The sequence below is a fragment of the Xanthobacter sp. AM11 genome (assembly GCF_047444035.1).
Lineage (GTDB): Bacteria > Pseudomonadota > Alphaproteobacteria > Rhizobiales > Xanthobacteraceae > Xanthobacter.
Genome location: NZ_JBLAOA010000002.1, coordinates 97,196 through 113,098 on the forward strand (window position 1 = coordinate 97,196; position 15,903 = coordinate 113,098).

The following is a 15,903-nucleotide window of genomic DNA, read 5'->3' on the forward strand; positions in this document are numbered from 1 at the left end:
GACACTTAGAGCCGATCCGGGAAGTTTTGATTCCTGATCATTGGCTTAAGGCCAGGCGCCTGAGCATGAGGCGGATCATGGCGAGGCGGATGAAGGCTGCGGCTTTCCGGGTGTGGCGTTCATAGTCCCTGGCGAGGCGGCGGCAGCGGCTGATCCAGGCCAGCGTTCGCTCGACGATCCAGCGCTTGGGAAGGACGACGAAGCGGTGGCGTGACGCGATCCTCAACCACATGTTTCCGCACGCACCACAGCCAGCGGAGCTTTTTCACTACACCCGCCGATTCGCTGAAGGGTATTGCCAAGACGGGGCACCTGCGCCTCCATTGGGTCCGCAAGCGCATTGATCAGGGTGAGCTCGAACCCTTCGCCATCAAGCATCGGCTGAAAGGTTACCTCGATTCAGCGGATAGTGAGCCGTACTTCAAGACCTTGTCCAAGGACCTCTTCTACATTTCGCTGACATGTCCGGGTGGCGGTGACGAATTCGAACTATGGCGCGCCTTTGCGCTGGGCGGCACCGGAGTGCGATTGAAGCTCTCGGTGAACCCCTCGCGCGCCGAGCTGCGGAAGATTCAGTATGAACCACCCGCAGGCACGCTCCTGACGGAACTGAACAGCACGCTTGCAGCCGAGGGTGAGCCACCCTTTGTGCCGTAGACGGTGTCGAAGATCGGCGCCTTCTATCTGCCGGCCACGCTTCATCGGGAAAATGAGGTGCGGCTGCTCATAATGAGATACTCAGGAGGCCGAGGCGAGACCGAATTTGACGGCCAGAATCGATACTGGCCGCTGCCAATTGGCCAACACAACGATTTCTGCGACATCCAGCTTCTCGAGATCCAGTGCGGTCCCGCTGCGCAGAGGAGCGACGTGCTGTCCGCCATTGCGGGCACGCCGTTCGAGACTACTGTGCCGGTCACCTGCGCGCCTCAGCCGTAACCCTAGCCAGGCGGGAGCGAGGACAGCCGCCCTTGCTGCAGGCGCCGAAGAAAGGTCCGCCCGGTCACCAGCACGACATGGAGGCGGAACGTGCAGTGATCCTTGTCGGACAGGCCGGGGTGCGATCCATCGGTGTGGAGCATCTTGAAGAGGCCTTCGATGGAGGTGTCCGCCAGCATCTGCCGCATGTTGGCGCCCTCCTGCAGCCGGGCCGCTCTGGATGGGTTGATAGAGCGGGCGATGTCGTTGAACAGCCCCTCGAGGAACGTCCGCAACTGCGCGTTCGCGGCCTCCCAGTCGCCGCGCGTGTGCGCCTCGATGGCCTGATCCAGATGTCGGAGCGTCACCGTGAAACCGAACTGCTTCAGCAATCCCCGGACCTCGTCATCAGCCGCCGGCAGATCCACCTCTTCGGGCAAGGCGGCCCGCAGATCGGGCGCCTCGCGCCATCCGCCCCAGACCACGACATAGCCGTCGCGTGCCAGCCCGCGCAACAGATTCCTCTGGCGGGCGCTCGAGGATGATTGCTCGGCCAAGCTTACCGCCTCGCGGACAAAGGCCTCGGCCAGCGAGAACCTCCCATCGAGGGTTTCCACCGGCACGGACACGCGATCGAGTATGGTCCGACCGAGCCGATCACACTTCTTTTCGATTCCAAGCGAGGTGTCGTCCGGGATCTCCGTCTCCAGGCCCAGGCGGAGCACGATCTTGTTGATCTGTGTGTGCGTCCGGATGGACTCGGCGAGGAACTCGTTGGCCGCGACAATCGTCGGCCTGGTGAATGGCTGCGTTCTCATGGCGCCTTCAATCTCCCTCCTCGTCTTCCCCATTCTCGGGCCCGAGATCGTCCTCATCGTCGCCCGGCAGGGGGAACCCGCCGGCGCGCAGTTGCACCGTGTCGAGCAGCCCGGCGTCCTCGAGCGCCTCGATGTCGGGCAGGTCGCGCAGGGTGTCGAGCCCGAAGTGGGACAGGAAACCCGCCGTCGTCACGTAGGTGTAAGGCGCGCCCGGCTGCGGGCTGCGGGGCCCGGGACCGATGAAATCCCCCGCCCGCAGCGCGGCGATGACATCGCGGCTCACCGCCTTGCCGATCATCTCGCCGAGAGCGCTGCGGGTCACCGGCTGGTGGTAGGCGATTGAGGCCAGCACCAGCATCTCGGTCTCGGACAGCTGAACGGGTGCGGGTTCTGAGCCGAATGCGGCGTGGATGGCCTCGGCATGGCGCGGCCGGGTACGCAGCTGCCAGCCGCCGGCGACCGCCACCAGCTCGTAGGGGCGCTCGCGCAAGGCCTCGCGGATGTCCTCGATGACGAGCTCGATGCTGCAGCTCCGACCGACCACGCGGGCCAGCAGCTCCCGGTCGACGGGCCCGGGCGCGGCGAACAGCACCGCCTCGACCCGGGCCATCCATTCGCGCCAGCGTAGCTCCGCTGGCAGCTCGGCGAGCTCGGTGTCGAGACCCGTGGTGGCGCGGCGCCGGCGGGCCATGGTCAGAGCCCGTAAAGCCGGAAGGTAGGCCGGCCCGAAAGCTCGCGCACCGCATCGAGCGTCGCGAGCCGCTCGAACAGCCGGCGCGATGCCCAGCGCGACAGCGAGGGTGTCGTCAGGGAGCCCGACACCGCATCGTCGTCGAGCAGCAGCCGGACCGCCTCCCCCGCCCCCTTGGCGCGCAGCTTCGGCGCCACCACAGCGAGGCGATCGGCGCGGCGGCCGATCTCGGCGGCAAGGCGGCAGGCCTCCGCCGCGCCGGCGGCCGCGGCGAGGCACAGGGCCAGCTCGCCCCCCTCCCCTCCCGGCCGATGCCGGCGACCGCCCGGACCGCCGCGCAGCACTGGCGCGTGGACCTGGGTGGCAAGCACCGGCACCGGGATCGGCCAGCGCAGGCGCGCAGCCAAAACGAGGTCCGCGAGCCACCAGGCGAGCGCCTCGGCCGCGGGTCCAAGGGCGGGAACCGCGCCGGCGACCGCAGCGGCGGCGAGCGGCGCCGGCCGGCCGGAAGCCGCGGCCGCCCCAATCGCTTCCGGCAGGCGCTCGAACGCCGGCGCCCAGGCGAGGCCCAGCAGATTGGCGAGGGAGCGCACGCCGTCGACGTCAATGATCGGGGAGCGGGAGGCCAGGCGCCGCCAGGCGGCCAGCAGGTTCCCGGCGGGGCCCGGATCGGCGCCGGGCGGGCGCAGGTGCCAGGCATCGCGCAGCGCCGCCGCATCCTCGTGGTGGCCGAGCAGGCGGGCGACGCTCGCGGCCGCGCTGAGGGCCACCCGCTGGCGCCAGGCGCCAGCCCAGGGCGGCTCTGCTCGCACCAGATTGTCGAGGGAATTCAACGCTGCGCCAGCCAGGAAGGCAGCCTCGACCGGGTCGGCGACCGGCGCGCGCGGCACGGCCCAGCCGGGTACGGCCGGCGGCATGACGGTGGGAGCGGGCGTCGAATCGGGCCTTCTCATGGGCGGCAGGGTACAGCGAGCGTGCGGTTATTGCCACGATTTTCACATTTAACCGCACGCCCTGTCGTCGAATAAAAACATCCGATAATATTGCATTATCGGTCGTTATTCACCTTTATATAGAAATGGCCATTGTCGCTCGGCCGAGACGGCTGGAACGGCCCGGAAACCCGTCGTTTTTTGCCCCCGCTCGCCTTGGATGAACGGATTCCTCATTCTCATTGAGCGGACCGGGCGGCCGGGATCGATGGATTGCCAGTGCCGCCGCAGGCCTCCCGACGCCCCTCAGACCGGAAAATCAGCCCCTTCCGGCCCGGCCGACACCCACGCGGGTCTCCAAACACCCTGAAATCGCCTATTTCCCGCACAGAAGGCCGTAGGCGGCCGTTCTGGGCTCCGGATGACCCTCGGCCCATCTCGAGTGGCTGACCGGTCTTCACGGCCATCTCACGCAGTCGATAAAACACGCCTGCAAAGGACCGTTTCCTCCAATCTGTCTTGATTGTACAAAGGGGGTGGAATCGCCCTCCGGAGCCGCCATGGCCAGCCCCTATCTCTCCCCTTCCCGGCCGACGCGGCGGCTGATCGGCTATGCCCGGGTCTCCACCGAGGAGCAGGCAACCGACGCCCAGGTCGACGAGCTGCGCGCCGCCGGCTGCCAGATCATCCATCAGGAGCACGGCTCCGGCGCCTCGCGCGCCCGGCCAGTGCTGGCCAAGCTGATGCGCGACATCGGCGCCGGCGACGTCCTGGTCGTGGTGCGGCTCGATCGCCTCGCCCGCTCGGTCAGCCACCTGCTGGCGGTGATCGAGGACCTGGAGACGCGCCAGGCGCATTTCCGCTCGCTGCGCGACCCGATCGACACCTCGACGCCGCAGGGCATGTTCTCGCTGCAGGTGCTCGGCGCGGTCGCCCAGCTCGAGCGCGCCCTGATCGCCGAGCGCACCAAGGCTGGCATGAAGGCCGCCAAGGCGCGCGGCAATCTGGCCGGCAATCCCGGCCTGCGCGCGCGGCGGCCGGAGGCGATCCGCGCCGCCTCAGAAGCGCGCCAGCAGGTCTATGTCGGCGACCTGATCGCCTCGGCGTCGGCGTGGCTGCCGATCGTGCGCCGCATGCGGCCGCAGCATAGCTGGGACGACGTGGTGCGGGTGCTGAACCATCGTGGCCAAAACTGGACCATCGAGAAGCTGCGGCGCGCCGTCCACCGTCTGGTGCAGGAACGGCTGGCGGAGGCGGAGCTGCTCCGGCGCGCGCCGCGGCGGCCGCCGGAGGATCGGCTGATGACCCTGGTCGCCGGCATCGCCATCGCCGACCCGGATCTCAGCTTGCGCGACATCGCCGCCCAGCTCGAGCGGATGCGCGAGCGCACGCCGCGCGGCGGGCGGCAGTGGGCTGCTTCTTCCGTGAGATCGCTGCTGGACCAGGCGCGCCGGCTGGGACTCGTCGTGCCTCAGCCACAGAACGATGTCTGAGATTGTAGCGGCTCGAGCACAATGAGCGCGCAAACGAGCAACCCCGAAACGGTCAGGCCGCGGCATTTACGGCGACGCGGCCAGTGTCCATGTCGATGGCGATAGGGCCTGACCTGATGAACCGCCCACAGAACTTGGTGACATTCGTCGGGATACCGAGCCGGTTGCGGAGCGAATGCAGGCGGCGGCCCGGGTGCTGGAGTTCCTAAAACTCCACGGATGCCTAGAGCATCTGCACGATGTCAGGCCGCGCGGCTATCGGGCATCATCTCGGCGCACACCCTCTGGAAAGACGACCCAAATGGCCTTCGACGCCGACGATCTGCACCCGATGCGCTTCCTGCGCCAATTGCCCGCAGCGCGTGCGATCATCCGGCGGGAGGTCCACCACTGCCGCAACGGGTTGCTGAGTTCCGACGCCTTCCAGCGCATCGCCGACGCCGGCATGACCGCCTACAATCAAGCGCTGGGCAAACTCCCCTTTGAGAAGCGACCGGAGAGCACGGACGCGGCCGTCGATACGGTGAGCACCCTCGCCCATCTCGTGTCCTTCGCCGCCGGGGGACGCAATTCCTTCTGGCTCCCGCCTCAGTTGGTAGCACTGCTCGGGCAAACCGATCTGGGCGATATCCGGCTCGCCGAAGGTGTCGATGACGTCCGCAAGGACGGATTTCCAATCAGCAGCCCGCACCTCTCCGGTTACGAGCGCGCGGCCTTGTTCAATCAGGCCGCACTCCCCACCGCCAGCAACGTACTCGCCTTGCTTTGTAACGCTCTCTGCCTGCTATCGACGGAACCTGCGCTCGGCGCGCCCGAATGGCCGAAGCAAGCCCCCTCCACTCTTGTCGACGCGATTGCCAACGCCACCACGCCCAAGCGCCTTAGAACCGCGGTTGGCCGTCTCGCGGACGACGGCTATTTCTCGGTCCGCAGGCTCAATTTTCACACCGGTGCGGTCGAAATCCCTGCCGATGGCGCGCCGGACTCCAGCTTGCCGGGGCGCGAGGTCGCAGCGCATTGGCGGCGCAGCCATTGGCGGCGCCAGCCGCACGGTCCCGGCCTCAGCGAGCGTCGCCTTATCTGGATCCGTTCCGCACTGGTGCGCCAGGATCGCGGCGAGCCGGCCGTTGGCCACCTCTACGCGGTGACGGAGTAAGGTTGAGGGACGAAGAGGACCCGCTTCCGAATTCGGCGGTGATGAACAATCCAGTCCCTACGGAGCCTCTCCCCTCCTCCGCCGATGCATCTCGAACGACTTGCGAACCGCGCTCGCGACTACATCGTGGCCTCGAGCTCGGCGAACACGCGGCGGACTTACGCATCACACTGGAGACACTTCTCCGGCCGGTGCTGGCCGGAAAAGCCTCGACCTGCAGACGCTCCTGCGGGAGCATGGCTCACCCCTTGGCGCGATCTCGATCTGAACCTGTTTGCAAACACCTCCATTTTAGAAGGTAATAGCAATCGCAGGCCATGTGGAGGATCTCAACCGCAGGGAATAGCTCCCCCTTCTTACGACCCGAACAAACGTCGGTCCCAAAAGACCGGTTGATGCAGGCTCGCCTCGATCATTTTGAACTCGGAGTGCGCCGGATTAATGAGAATGTTGCTGTCAAGCTGCGCAACAACACTCGGCACCAGCAGGATCGCGCTGCGCTTCTCCAGGCACCAGCGTTCCCCGAACACTTTGCTGACCGTCGCGGGCATGCTGTCCCAGCCCGGAAGCGCCGGCAGCGAGAAAACTTCGTAGGACAGGCCTCTTGGCAAGGTGATTTCGACATAGTGTTGGTTCGGTGGCAACCGCCCGCTGCCATGCGCCAGCTTCTCCAGCAAGGCTGTCGAATAGTGCTGGCTGGTATAGATCAACGGACTGCTGGGTGTGTTCCACCGCCCCGGCGCAATGGTCGAGCCGGTCGCGTCGAAGATTGAATAGGAACCGTTCGGATCACCGATCCTGAAGCTCGACAACGTTCGGTCGAGGATCTGCACCGTCACGCAGCGCTGCCATACTTCAGGCGGCCGAGGGTATCGAGGACCAGTTCGGCCCCGATCTCGCTTTGGATGACGACATCGATCGGGCGCTTGTCCTCGAGCATTGGATGCGGCCTGAAGAGGAAAGCGCGCGCTTCCGCCTCGCTTTGCCAGACCTCCAAGGCGAGGCTCCACACTCGTGCCAGACGCGCGAGACGCGTGCCTTCATCCGAAGATAGGCGATGCGATGCCTTGCGCCGCTCATAGGTCGCCTTGGGGACGAGCCTGTACTTGAATTGGGCATCGCCTGGCGCCAGAAGCTGAGACACACGTTCGAGCGCTCCGAGCGGCAAGCCATCTTCGATGCGCGCGATCAGTCCGAACGGCGAACGAGCCGCCGCTTCCTTCGCGGGAAGCCCTAGCACGTCGGCGACATCCGTGAACGCAAGCATCATGGCCTCCATTTCAAGTGAGACCATACATAGCCTCACATGAGGTTGAGCGCAAGCATTTGCTCCATCTATGTCGCGCTCGCCTCTCGCTCCCAACCGATCGGTTATCCGTATCCTAGGCAATTGGAAATCCACCAATCGACAGCCTCTCAGGCACTCCACTGGCCGGCGACCGGAAAATCGAGCTTCTCGACGGGCCTCTCGGCCGGCTAATTGGTTATGTGCGTGTTTCCGCGGACGAACGGGCCGCGGAAGCGCAGGAAGTCGAACTTCCCTCGGCCGGCTGCGACCTCAGCATCTAAGAGCACAGTTCCGGCGCGGCCTGAGCCCACCCCGCCCTTGCGCAACTGCTGCAAGAGATCGCAGCCGCCGACGACACTGCGGCTCGACGGCCTAGCGCACTCCGTCAGCCATCCGCTCGAGGTGATCGAGAACACGCATTATCGGTCGTTATTCACCTTTATATAGAAATGGCCATTTTCACGGCCTTGACGCCCGCGAATGGCCAACGGCCGGGTCCAGGATCGCGAGATTCCGCGTCTGCAGGTGTCGTGCATTTCATCACGGAATCGGCTATTAGGTAGAATATAGCCAATCAGGAACCTGGGCATTAACAATGGCTCTGAGCATCAAGGATCCCGAGACGGAGCGCTTGGCGCGCGACCTCGCCGCGCGCACCGGCGAGACGATCACCGTCGCCACCCGCCGGGCGCTTGAGGAGCGCCTTCGCCGGGTGGGATCCAACGCCCGCAAGGCGGCGGCCCTACTGGAGGACCTGGCGGCAATCCAGCGGCGCTGGAACGCCCTACCCGTCCTCGACCCCCGCAGCCCCGACGAGATCATCGGCTACGACGAGAACGGGGTCCCCTCCTGATGGTTATCGACACCTCCGTGCTAGCCGCGATCGCCTTCAACGAGCCGGAGGCGGCTCGCTTCCGCGCGCAGATCGCCGATGATCCAATACGGCTGATCTCGGCAGCCACACTCCTCGAGGCGGCGATGGTGATCGAGACCCGTCTTGGCGAGGCTGCCGGCGCCGATCTTGACCTGTTCCTGCACAAGGCCGAGGCCGAGATCGTTGCGGTGAGCGCTGAGCACGCCGATCAGGCCCGCCGGGCCTGGCGCCGCTATGGGAAGGGTCGCCATCCGGCCAGCCTCAACTTCGGCGACTGCTTCTCCTATGCCCTCGCCGCGCTCAGCGGCGAACCGCTGCTGTTCAAGGGCGATGATTTTTCAAAGACTGACATTCAGGCGTATGGATAATTTGATCCATACGTCATGACATAGATGTCCATACGAAGGAGGCGCTGATCCGAACGCTGCAGATCCGTGATGAACGCGCCCGCGCCCTGGCCGAGCAGCTCGCGGCACGCCGCAAGGTTACGATGACCGAGGCCGTGACCCAAGCGCTGGAGGGCGAGCTGAAGCGCGAGAAGGAGCCGCTGGCCAGCCGACTGAAGCAGATCGCCACCACCCTTGCGGCCGATGCCAAGCCTGGGGACAAGGTGATGACCAAGGACGAGATAGACGAAATGTGGGGCCACTGATGTTCGTCGACACCTCGGTTCTGGTCGCGATCCTAGCCGACGAGCCAGACGCCTCCGGTTTTGCCGCGAAACCGGAGTGCGCCCCTCCCGGGGCACGGAAGATCGGCGCATTGACGTGTCGGAGTCGGATCTTATATAGCTAGACAGTCTAGCTAGAAAGGTGCGCGCATGGATTGGCCGCTGCAGGATGCCAAGAACCAGTTCTCCAAGGTCGTGCAGAAAGCCCGCGCCGAGGGCCCGCAGGTCGTCACCCTGCGCGGCGAGCGCGCGGCCGTCGTGCTCTCGGCCGCCGACTATGACGCGCTGCGGGCCGGCCGGCCGACGCTGGTCGACGATCTGCTGTCAGGACCGGCGTGGAACGATGCGCTCGCCGAGACGGTGACACAGCGGGCCACGCGCCCCAGCCGTGACGTGCCCTTCTGATGTACCTCGTGGACACCAACGTGGTCTCTGAGGCCCGGCGCGGCACGCCGGCGGCGGTCTTGTGGCTGCGCGCAGTCGATCCGCTCAGCGTCCACCTCAGCGCCCTTACCCTCGGCGAGATCATGCGCGGCATCGCGCTGAAGCAGAAATCCGACCCGAAGGCCGCTGGCCGCCTCGCCGAATGGCTGCGCAAGCTGCGCCATGACCATGCCGATCGGATCCTGCCGGTCACCGACCAGATCGCCGTCGAGTGGGGACGGATCGCCACGCTCAGACCGCGTTGCGACATCGACGGGCTGATCGCAGCGACGGCCATCGTCCACGACCTCATCGTCGTCACCCGCAACGTCGTGAATTTCGAGGACACCGGCGCGTCGGTGATCAATCCGCAGGATCTCGAATAATGACGGTCGAAGCCGATCCGGAGCTGCGAGAGGGAGACCCGATCAATCCCCCCTCCCCTGCCCTCCCCGAACCGGTGAATCCGGCATCATCTGCTGTGCCGGCACACCTCGAGCGCCTCACCGAACGGGCGCGGGATTATGTCAAGGCGGCGAGCTCGGCGAACACCCGAAGGGCTTATGCTTCCGACTGGAAGCATTTTTCCGCCTGGTGCCGGCGGCAGTCACTGGAGGTCCTCCCTCCCTCCCCCGAAGTCGTAGGGCTCTACATCACCGCCTGCGCGTCCGGTGCCGTCACTCCGGGCGACAAGCCACATGCAGTCTCGACCATCGAGCGCCGGCTGTCGGCCATCTCCTGGAACTACACCCAGCGCGGCACGCCGCTCGATCGCAGCGACCGCCACATCGCCACCGTGCTCGCCGGCATCCGCAACACCCATGCTTCCCCTCCCCGGCAGAAGGAGGCCGTCCTACCTGAGGATGTCATCGCCATGCTGGAGACGCTCGACCGCCGCACGCTGCGTGGCCTCCGCGACCGGGCCATGCTTCTGCTCGGCTTCGCTGGCGGTCTGCGGCGCTCCGAGATTGTCGGCCTCGATGTCGGCCGGGACCAGACCGAGGACGGCCGTGGCTGGGTCGAGGTCCTGGACAAGGGGCTTCTCGTCACGCTCCGCGGCAAGACTGGTTGGCGCGAAATCGAAGTTGGCCGCGGGTCCTCCGACGCCACCTGCCCCATTGTGACGCTCCAGACCTGGCTGAGGCTGGCGAAAATCGGCCATGGCCCGCTGTTCCGTCGGGTGACCGGCCACGGCAAGGATGTGGGCCCAGAGCGGCTCAATGACCGGGAGGTGGCTCGCCTGGTGAAGCGCACGGCGCTCGCCGCGGGTGTCCGAGGCGATCTTACCGAGGGCCAACGGCAGGAAAAATTCTCCGGCCACTCCCTGCGCGCCGGCCTTGCCTCCTCGGCCGAGGTCGACGAGCGCCACGTGCAGAAGCAGCTGGGGCACGCCTCGGCCGAGATGACCCGCCGCTATCAGCGTCGGCGCGATCGCTTCCGCGTCAATCTTACCCGCGCCGCCGGCTTGTAACCTCACGCTGACTGTCGAAGGGGATTCCCTTCTTGTCCGACGTTCCGCCTCTCCGCCTCTCATGGCCTCTTCGCCGGCCTGGGCCCATCAGCCGGCGAAGAGCGGATACGCCCTGCCCCGTCGCGCTGTTGGTCGAGCTTCGCCCGCAGAAGCGCCATCACCATCGGCCAGGTCGAGAATTTGCCCTCCTGCGCCCGTTTCGTCAGGCTGCGCAAATAGCCCCCGGGGCTCGAAATTTGCTCCGTCCGCTGCAGGATCGCAGCGATGACCGTGGCCGCTTGCCCTTCTCCCATTGCGGCGCAGGCGTCCTGGTAGGCGCTGGGGCTGATACCGAGATAAGCCCGGGCCAGCTGCGCGGTCGCGAGCAGATCGCGCCACGTTCGAATTTCGCCTCCCGCTGCAAGGCCCCGGATTTCAGGACAAGCGTCAACGATGATGTTCAGGGGAAGGTCCCGTTGCGGGAGCATGCGGACGTTATCAGAACCACAGGCTTCGCCTTCCTTTTCAGTTGAGTGGCTATATTCAGATTCATTTTTAGAGTCTGGTTTTGAATTCTGTTTGTGGCGCTCATTATGAGACTCATTGGCGCTTGAATTTTGAGATTTTATGAAATCCTCCAGCGCCTTATGCACAAGCGCGCGAAGCACGCTGAGTTCGGCTAGGATAATCTCCACCATTGCCTTCGATGCTGACCGCGGGAGCCGCTCCATAAGGCCCTCATAGGCCATGCGATATCCTCGCCAGTCGCCAGGGACCCCTTCTTCGATGCCGGCGGCGATCATCTTCACAACGTCCCGCCGTGCGATCGTCAGCCGCTCGCGCAGGATGCGGAAGGCCTTCTTCTCCGCCTGGGTGGTCTCCGCGAGTCTTTTGAACTCATCCGCCCGGGCGACAATGGGCGCCAGGTCGAAGCCGTAAGCCTGCTCGATCTCACCCGACGGTCCTTTGCGCGCGAAGCGCTTGCCGTTCGGACTGTCTCTGCGAATGACCAAGCCGCAGTGCACAAGGATGGCGATATGCCTGCGAAGCGTCGCCGGCGACATGCCGTTCGCTCGATCGCTGAGCTGCGCGTTGGACGGGAAGACGACGAGATCGCCATCTGCGCACATCGTCGTCTCCTGGTGGAACGAAAGTAGTGCGCTGAGGATCGCGAGCGCCCGATCGGTCGCGCCGATCGCTTCCCGCGCCTCCCGGATATGCTGGAAGACCTTCCATTTATGAACCACCACATCGGGCGTGACGGCCTGAGCTGTCACTTGGCTGGCCATCAGGCCAAGCGACATCGACCGCCGCCCAAAGGGCGTCGTGGGCAAGTGGGTATGCATTTCCTTTTACCTGTGTTGAGGCAAAAGAAATCCGCTCGCCGAAACGGCACGTCCCACGATGGGACTCTTGACTGCGATTCGCGGAAGTGCGATTCTCTGCTTGCTTAAGGACTGAGAAGGGCTTCCGGGACGCTGTTTCGGGGGCCTTTTTCTTTTGCTGCCTAAGGGATTGGGCTGCTGCTTAAATTGGCGCCTCCTTTTTCTCTTCGAATTGCCGGTAGAGTTCCGGCAGTTTTGCCGCGATGAACTCTCCAAAATCCCGTGCACCGTCGGCGTCCACGATGATGGTGACCGCGTCGCCCGCTCGTTCGACCGTCGCGATTTTATTGCCCGCCGCTGCTTTTACCGCGACCCTTCGCGGCTTGGTGGCTTCCCTATTGGGCGCAGTGGCATTGAACAGGCGCACGAACCGCTGATCCGTATCAGCCTGCTGAAATTTCGGGTCGGTCAACACGTCATCCAGCCGTGACATATCTGGGAATTCCGACAGACGCTCGGCAAGCGCTGTCCATCTCGGGCGGCCGGCCTTTGGAGCAGGCCCTATTGCGTGGATGAGATTTGTCGGAATCGACTTCGTCAATGCCAGAAGGCGCGACAGCTGGGTCTTTTCCATGCTCAGCGCCGACATGATCACGGCGCGATCAAAGCCCTGACCTTCGAGTGTGAGGGCGAAGAGACCGCGCTCGATGTAGCTGAGGTCCTTTCGGGCCGAGTTCTCCTGGCCTTGAATGACGACGAGTTCTTCGTCGGTCAGATCCTGGACCACCGCGCGCACTGGCCGTCCGAGCTTGGCGAGTATTTTTGCGCGCCGGTGACCATAGGCGATCTGGAAATGATCCGGCCTGTCGGGATGTGGACGGACAAGAATAGGGCTCTTCTGACCCGATTCCTTGATAGCGTTAAAGAGTGTCTCGTATTCGGGGCCATCGTCGTCGAGACGATCTTGTGCGAAGGATCCCGAGAGTTTCTCAGCGGGAATGTCTACGACTGCCGCGCCTGATGCCACGAGCGCTCTTGCACGTTCAGCGGCAGTCGCGATTTGTCCGAGCGAACGGCCCATAGCCCCGACGGCGCCAGACCTCACATGCGCCACTGGCGTCGGCGCAGCCGGATCTGCGGCCGAGTTGCCACCTGGCAACTCTTCCGTCCGGCGGGTCAGCATCGCCTTCAGCGTGTCCTTGCGGCTCATGTCTCGCGTCCCCACGCTAGCTTCATCAGGCTCTCAATCTCGCCATTCACGCCATCGAGCGATTCCATCGCGCGGTCGTAAGTTTGCTTTCCGAAATTCTCCCTCCCGACTTCATAGAGCGTTTGCTTTGAAAGCCCGGCGTCAGAGATCGCTGTCGACTTCACCATCGTGCTGTTGAGCACGCGCTCTCTGAAGAGCGACCGCATGAAAGCAACCATCTGCGTCTGGGGCGCGTCCGCGGGCTCAAATCGGGTGACGACATACCGAATAAAATCGTAATCAAGATCCCCGCCGGACTCCTGCACCACACTCAGGATGTCCGACGCCATCAGCAGGAACTGGCACATAGACATCACATCGAGCATCTGAGGATGCACTGTGATTAGAAGCCCTGTCGCGGCGCAGAGCGCGCCAAGCGTTAGAAAGCCGAGCTGAGGCGGACAATCTAGGATCATCACGTCATACCCGTCCGCGACTGTTCCAAGCGCCGTCGCAACCCTGCCAAAGAACGGCTCCGCGTCGCGCTCGGCTAACGCCCGCGGCGTATCGTGCTCAAATTCCATCAGCTCAAGATTGGCTGGAATCAGATCGAGACCAGCGAAATAAGTCTTGCGAATGACGTCCCTAAGCGGTCGACGGTTTTCGTCATATCGCACCGCCGCATACATGGTCTCGTTCGGCTGAATATCATACTCCGGCTGATAACCGTGGAGCGCTGTCAGCGACGCTTGGGGATCGAGGTCGACCGCCAGGACACGGTATCCATGGAGGGCGAGATACTGGGCCAGATGCGCGGCGGTCGTGGTCTTTCCGCTACCACCTTTGAAATTCACCACCGCCATCACTTGGCAGTGCTCCGCTTCACGGCGATGCTGCACGTACCTCTTTCCCTTCGACCCTTCCTCTAGCGTTACGCGTAGCTCGTTGATTTGCTCGAGTGTATATGACCGTCGTCCTCCAGCCCCGAGCGAGGGCTGCGGCCCCTTGCCCCCCAGCGACAGCTGCCGCAGATAGGCGTCGGCGATTCCAATCAGCTTCGCAGCCTCTACCGAGGAAAACGATCGGAGGGATTTCTTCGAGACCGGCGGGAAAAGAGCCTCGCGCATAGCGAGCAGCTCCGCCGACAGCGCGGCGCCGTCGCCGGCGATGACATCCGTCATCAGCGGCTTCGGCCCCGATGTAAGAGTCTTTGAGCTACGTGCTTTCTGCATAACTACGATGCCCATTCCAACTACGGCATTTAATCGTAGGCAGAATGAAACCGAGTCGGGCCTATTGGCAAGGGATTTAACGTTAACGCCGGTTTACCGCTATGACACCAGGGCGAGTTGCCAGGTGGCAACTCGATCTCCAGACAAGCCCACTCCGTTTCCACGATAGTCACTTCTCTCGCCGCAGGCACCCAACGGCAGCCAATAGATGAGCCATTCGTGCCGATGCGGCCTTGGAGCACATTTCGTGGACCCGTCGGCCAGCCTGTCGCACCAACAACGACAGATGAGAGAGCGGGCCGGTAAGTCCCCGTACCTTAGACAGAGTCGTCGTCTCGGAGATCAGAAGCTGCACGGTTGACCCGCCCAGTGCATCAACACGCCGGCGTCGAGATCGGGCAGACGCACTCGCTGAGCCTTCAAGCCCAGGGCGATGGCGTGGCCAACATCGGGGGAGGCCCAATTGCCGCGGTCTTCAGCAAGAACCATCCGAACGGAAGCCCGACTTCACGGTCGATCGCCTCGATCCGGTCCCTGAGAATGTGAACCGACAGACCGTCGGTCATCTGCAGCCGCTCGCTGGGGACGCGCAGCGGTCGCGGAATGAAGCCTATCTCGCGCTTTCCGTGATCTTCATAGTCGCGGATGTCCAGCGCCCAATGGGTGAACACGCGCGACCCTGACGCGCTGGACGCGTCCCAGTCCTGAAAGAACAGCACCTCGCGCGGCACGTGCTCGAACCCGTCGGGCACCGCCTCGAGGAACGGCGTTTCGCGCGTCCCGTCCGGATCGATCTCCTGGATCCGCCTGCGCTCTATCTCCGGCCGGCGGGCCTCGCGGCTCTCGCGCTCCAGGCGGGCGCAGCGCCCGAGAAAGCCGCGCACATGCACAACAGCTCCGCCGGCGCGGCCGCGCAACCGATGGACCGGGCCGGCGAGCCGGTCGGTGTCGGGCAGGGGATGCTGCCGGGGGAAGCTCGGTTCGAGGAGTTCGCTTTCGCGCCACGGGCGATAGCCCGGGTTGACGATCGGACCCGCACGCCATTCAATCTCGCGATGGAGCGCGATCTGGATATAGTCGCCGGCGCCCGGTCCGGTCGGCGCGAAGATGGTGACGCTCGTTCCGCGCCATTCGGTGATTTGCAGATCGGTGTCCTTGAGCCGGCGCCAGAGCGCGATGAGATCGCCGCCGTCGCTGGCGATCTCGGCCGTCATCCACGGCCGCAGTTCGCCGACGCGCGTGCCGTCCGCCCGGATGACCGAGCGGGTGTCCCGTCAGTAGTCGTCTTCGATGGGCGCCAGGCTAAAATCAGAACCGGGAAACGCCACGCTGATGGCGGGTATAAGATCCGCGTCCGCGGAAGCGGGATCGAGGCCGGCCAGAATCGCTTCAAGCGATGCCGGGTCGGGGAGGCGGATGGGGGAGGGGGTCATGGAACGACCTC

The 15,903-nt window shown here is 64.5% G+C and carries 18 protein-coding genes and 2 pseudogenes; 10 read left to right on the forward strand and 10 right to left on the reverse strand.

From position 1 onward, the window contains the following. Positions 1-37 precede the first annotated feature (37 nt). A pseudogene (locus tag ACI7BZ_RS21430) lies at positions 38-202 on the reverse strand (transposase); the annotation flags it as partial. Between the two features lie 8 nt (positions 203-210). Between ACI7BZ_RS21430 and ACI7BZ_RS21435 the strand changes: the two are divergent. Together ACI7BZ_RS21435 and ACI7BZ_RS21440 are read left to right on the forward strand one after the other, a co-directional pair. Beyond that, complete coding sequence (locus ACI7BZ_RS21435) at positions 211-657, forward strand: hypothetical protein (protein WP_282639167.1); 447 nt, start codon at positions 211-213, stop codon at positions 655-657. 3 nt (positions 658-660) lie between these two features. Then, entirely contained in the window at positions 661-939 is a 279-nt protein-coding gene (locus ACI7BZ_RS21440) for a hypothetical protein (protein ID WP_414119272.1), read from the forward strand. Positions 940-941: 2 nt separating this feature from the next. Here ACI7BZ_RS21440 and ACI7BZ_RS21445 read toward each other — a convergent pair whose 3' ends face one another. Genes ACI7BZ_RS21445 through ACI7BZ_RS21455 form a run of 3 tightly spaced genes read right to left on the reverse strand, consistent with a single transcriptional unit; the run spans position 942 to position 3,380 of the window. Next, positions 942-1,736, reverse strand: coding sequence for a hypothetical protein (locus ACI7BZ_RS21445; RefSeq protein ID WP_282639166.1), 795 nt, complete (start codon positions 1,734-1,736; stop codon positions 942-944). 7 nt (positions 1,737-1,743) lie between these two features. Further along, positions 1,744-2,427 carry an SMC-Scp complex subunit ScpB gene (gene scpB, locus ACI7BZ_RS21450; protein WP_282639165.1) on the reverse strand — a complete coding sequence of 228 codons (684 nt, stop codon included), beginning with the start codon at positions 2,425-2,427 and terminating at the stop codon, positions 1,744-1,746. Positions 2,428-2,429: 2 nt separating this feature from the next. After that, complete coding sequence (locus ACI7BZ_RS21455; RefSeq protein WP_282639164.1) at positions 2,430-3,380, reverse strand: DUF1403 family protein; 951 nt, start codon at positions 3,378-3,380, stop codon at positions 2,430-2,432. A 539-nt stretch (positions 3,381-3,919) separates the two neighbouring features. Here ACI7BZ_RS21455 and ACI7BZ_RS21460 point away from each other — a divergent pair. Together ACI7BZ_RS21460 and ACI7BZ_RS21465 are read left to right on the forward strand one after the other, a co-directional pair. Continuing rightward, positions 3,920-4,852 carry a recombinase family protein gene (locus ACI7BZ_RS21460; RefSeq protein ID WP_282889838.1) on the forward strand — a complete coding sequence of 311 codons (933 nt, stop codon included), beginning with the start codon at positions 3,920-3,922 and terminating at the stop codon, positions 4,850-4,852. Between the two features lie 301 nt (positions 4,853-5,153). After that, on the forward strand, positions 5,154-6,008 hold the full coding sequence (locus ACI7BZ_RS21465) for an AcrVA2 family anti-CRISPR protein (RefSeq protein WP_414119273.1): 855 nt from the start codon (positions 5,154-5,156) through the stop codon (positions 6,006-6,008). 356 nt (positions 6,009-6,364) lie between these two features. Here ACI7BZ_RS21465 and ACI7BZ_RS21470 read toward each other — a convergent pair whose 3' ends face one another. Continuing rightward, positions 6,365-6,847, reverse strand: coding sequence for an RES family NAD+ phosphorylase (locus ACI7BZ_RS21470; RefSeq protein WP_282889840.1), 483 nt, complete (start codon positions 6,845-6,847; stop codon positions 6,365-6,367). After that, positions 6,844-7,275, reverse strand: a complete 432-nt coding sequence (locus ACI7BZ_RS21475) for an antitoxin Xre-like helix-turn-helix domain-containing protein (RefSeq protein ID WP_414119323.1) — start codon at positions 7,273-7,275, stop codon at positions 6,844-6,846. Before ACI7BZ_RS21475 ends, ACI7BZ_RS21470 begins: the two co-directional genes overlap by 4 nt. 616 nt (positions 7,276-7,891) lie before the next feature. Here ACI7BZ_RS21475 and ACI7BZ_RS21480 point away from each other — a divergent pair. From ACI7BZ_RS21480 to ACI7BZ_RS21505, 6 genes are all read left to right on the forward strand, one after another. Continuing rightward, positions 7,892-8,149 carry a type II toxin-antitoxin system VapB family antitoxin gene (locus ACI7BZ_RS21480; RefSeq protein WP_282639163.1) on the forward strand — a complete coding sequence of 86 codons (258 nt, stop codon included), beginning with the start codon at positions 7,892-7,894 and terminating at the stop codon, positions 8,147-8,149. Then, the gene (locus ACI7BZ_RS21485; RefSeq protein ID WP_282639161.1) at positions 8,149-8,538 is read left to right on the forward strand and encodes a type II toxin-antitoxin system VapC family toxin; all 390 of its coding nucleotides are present in this window, start codon (positions 8,149-8,151) and stop codon (positions 8,536-8,538) included. Before ACI7BZ_RS21480 ends, ACI7BZ_RS21485 begins: the two co-directional genes overlap by 1 nt. A gap of 86 nt (positions 8,539-8,624) precedes the next feature. Beyond that, the gene (locus ACI7BZ_RS21490) at positions 8,625-8,822 is read left to right on the forward strand and encodes a type II toxin-antitoxin system VapB family antitoxin (protein WP_282639179.1); all 198 of its coding nucleotides are present in this window, start codon (positions 8,625-8,627) and stop codon (positions 8,820-8,822) included. Positions 8,823-8,990: 168 nt separating this feature from the next. Then, the gene (locus ACI7BZ_RS21495; RefSeq protein ID WP_282639160.1) at positions 8,991-9,245 is read left to right on the forward strand and encodes a type II toxin-antitoxin system Phd/YefM family antitoxin; all 255 of its coding nucleotides are present in this window, start codon (positions 8,991-8,993) and stop codon (positions 9,243-9,245) included. Continuing rightward, the gene (locus ACI7BZ_RS21500) at positions 9,245-9,649 is read left to right on the forward strand and encodes a type II toxin-antitoxin system VapC family toxin (protein WP_414119274.1); all 405 of its coding nucleotides are present in this window, start codon (positions 9,245-9,247) and stop codon (positions 9,647-9,649) included. The genes ACI7BZ_RS21495 and ACI7BZ_RS21500 overlap by 1 nt, the downstream gene beginning before the upstream one ends. After that, positions 9,649-10,734 carry a site-specific integrase gene (locus ACI7BZ_RS21505; protein WP_282639157.1) on the forward strand — a complete coding sequence of 362 codons (1,086 nt, stop codon included), beginning with the start codon at positions 9,649-9,651 and terminating at the stop codon, positions 10,732-10,734. Before ACI7BZ_RS21500 ends, ACI7BZ_RS21505 begins: the two co-directional genes overlap by 1 nt. Before the next feature lie 59 nt (positions 10,735-10,793). Here ACI7BZ_RS21505 and repC read toward each other — a convergent pair whose 3' ends face one another. The 4 genes and pseudogenes from repC to ACI7BZ_RS21525 form a co-directional block, all read right to left on the reverse strand. Next, positions 10,794-12,059 carry a plasmid replication protein RepC gene (gene repC / locus ACI7BZ_RS21510; protein WP_282639156.1) on the reverse strand — a complete coding sequence of 422 codons (1,266 nt, stop codon included), beginning with the start codon at positions 12,057-12,059 and terminating at the stop codon, positions 10,794-10,796. Positions 12,060-12,240: 181 nt separating this feature from the next. Then, positions 12,241-13,248, reverse strand: coding sequence for a plasmid partitioning protein RepB (repB, locus tag ACI7BZ_RS21515; protein ID WP_282639155.1), 1,008 nt, complete (start codon positions 13,246-13,248; stop codon positions 12,241-12,243). After that, on the reverse strand, positions 13,245-14,408 hold the full coding sequence (repA, locus tag ACI7BZ_RS21520; protein WP_282639154.1) for a plasmid partitioning protein RepA: 1,164 nt from the start codon (positions 14,406-14,408) through the stop codon (positions 13,245-13,247). The genes repB and repA overlap by 4 nt, the downstream gene beginning before the upstream one ends. Before the next feature lie 393 nt (positions 14,409-14,801). After that, positions 14,802-15,892 (reverse strand): annotated as a pseudogene (locus ACI7BZ_RS21525) (hypothetical protein). Between the last annotated feature and the right edge of the window lie 11 nt (positions 15,893-15,903).

Bases quoted from the DNA above. Each gene is read 5' to 3' on its own strand.
- ACI7BZ_RS21445 (WP_282639166.1), bottom strand. From the start codon at position 1,736: ATGAGAACGCAGCCATTCACCAGGCCGACGATTGTCGCGGCCAACGAG.
- scpB (WP_282639165.1), bottom strand. From the start codon at position 2,427: ATGGCCCGCCGGCGCCGCGCCACCACGGGTCTCGACACCGAGCTCGCC.
- ACI7BZ_RS21455 (WP_282639164.1), bottom strand. From the start codon at position 3,380: ATGAGAAGGCCCGATTCGACGCCCGCTCCCACCGTCATGCCGCCGGCC.
- ACI7BZ_RS21460 (WP_282889838.1), top strand. From the start codon at position 3,920: ATGGCCAGCCCCTATCTCTCCCCTTCCCGGCCGACGCGGCGGCTGATC.
- ACI7BZ_RS21465 (WP_414119273.1), top strand. From the start codon at position 5,154: ATGGCCTTCGACGCCGACGATCTGCACCCGATGCGCTTCCTGCGCCAA.
- ACI7BZ_RS21475 (WP_414119323.1), bottom strand. From the start codon at position 7,275: ATGCTTGCGTTCACGGATGTCGCCGACGTGCTAGGGCTTCCCGCGAAG.
- ACI7BZ_RS21480 (WP_282639163.1), top strand. From the start codon at position 7,892: ATGGCTCTGAGCATCAAGGATCCCGAGACGGAGCGCTTGGCGCGCGAC.
- ACI7BZ_RS21485 (WP_282639161.1), top strand. From the start codon at position 8,149: ATGGTTATCGACACCTCCGTGCTAGCCGCGATCGCCTTCAACGAGCCG.
- ACI7BZ_RS21495 (WP_282639160.1), top strand. From the start codon at position 8,991: ATGGATTGGCCGCTGCAGGATGCCAAGAACCAGTTCTCCAAGGTCGTG.
- ACI7BZ_RS21500 (WP_414119274.1), top strand. From the start codon at position 9,245: ATGTACCTCGTGGACACCAACGTGGTCTCTGAGGCCCGGCGCGGCACG.
- ACI7BZ_RS21505 (WP_282639157.1), top strand. From the start codon at position 9,649: ATGACGGTCGAAGCCGATCCGGAGCTGCGAGAGGGAGACCCGATCAAT.
- repC (WP_282639156.1), bottom strand. From the start codon at position 12,059: ATGCATACCCACTTGCCCACGACGCCCTTTGGGCGGCGGTCGATGTCG.
- repB (WP_282639155.1), bottom strand. From the start codon at position 13,248: ATGAGCCGCAAGGACACGCTGAAGGCGATGCTGACCCGCCGGACGGAA.
- repA (WP_282639154.1), bottom strand. From the start codon at position 14,408: ATGACGGATGTCATCGCCGGCGACGGCGCCGCGCTGTCGGCGGAGCTG.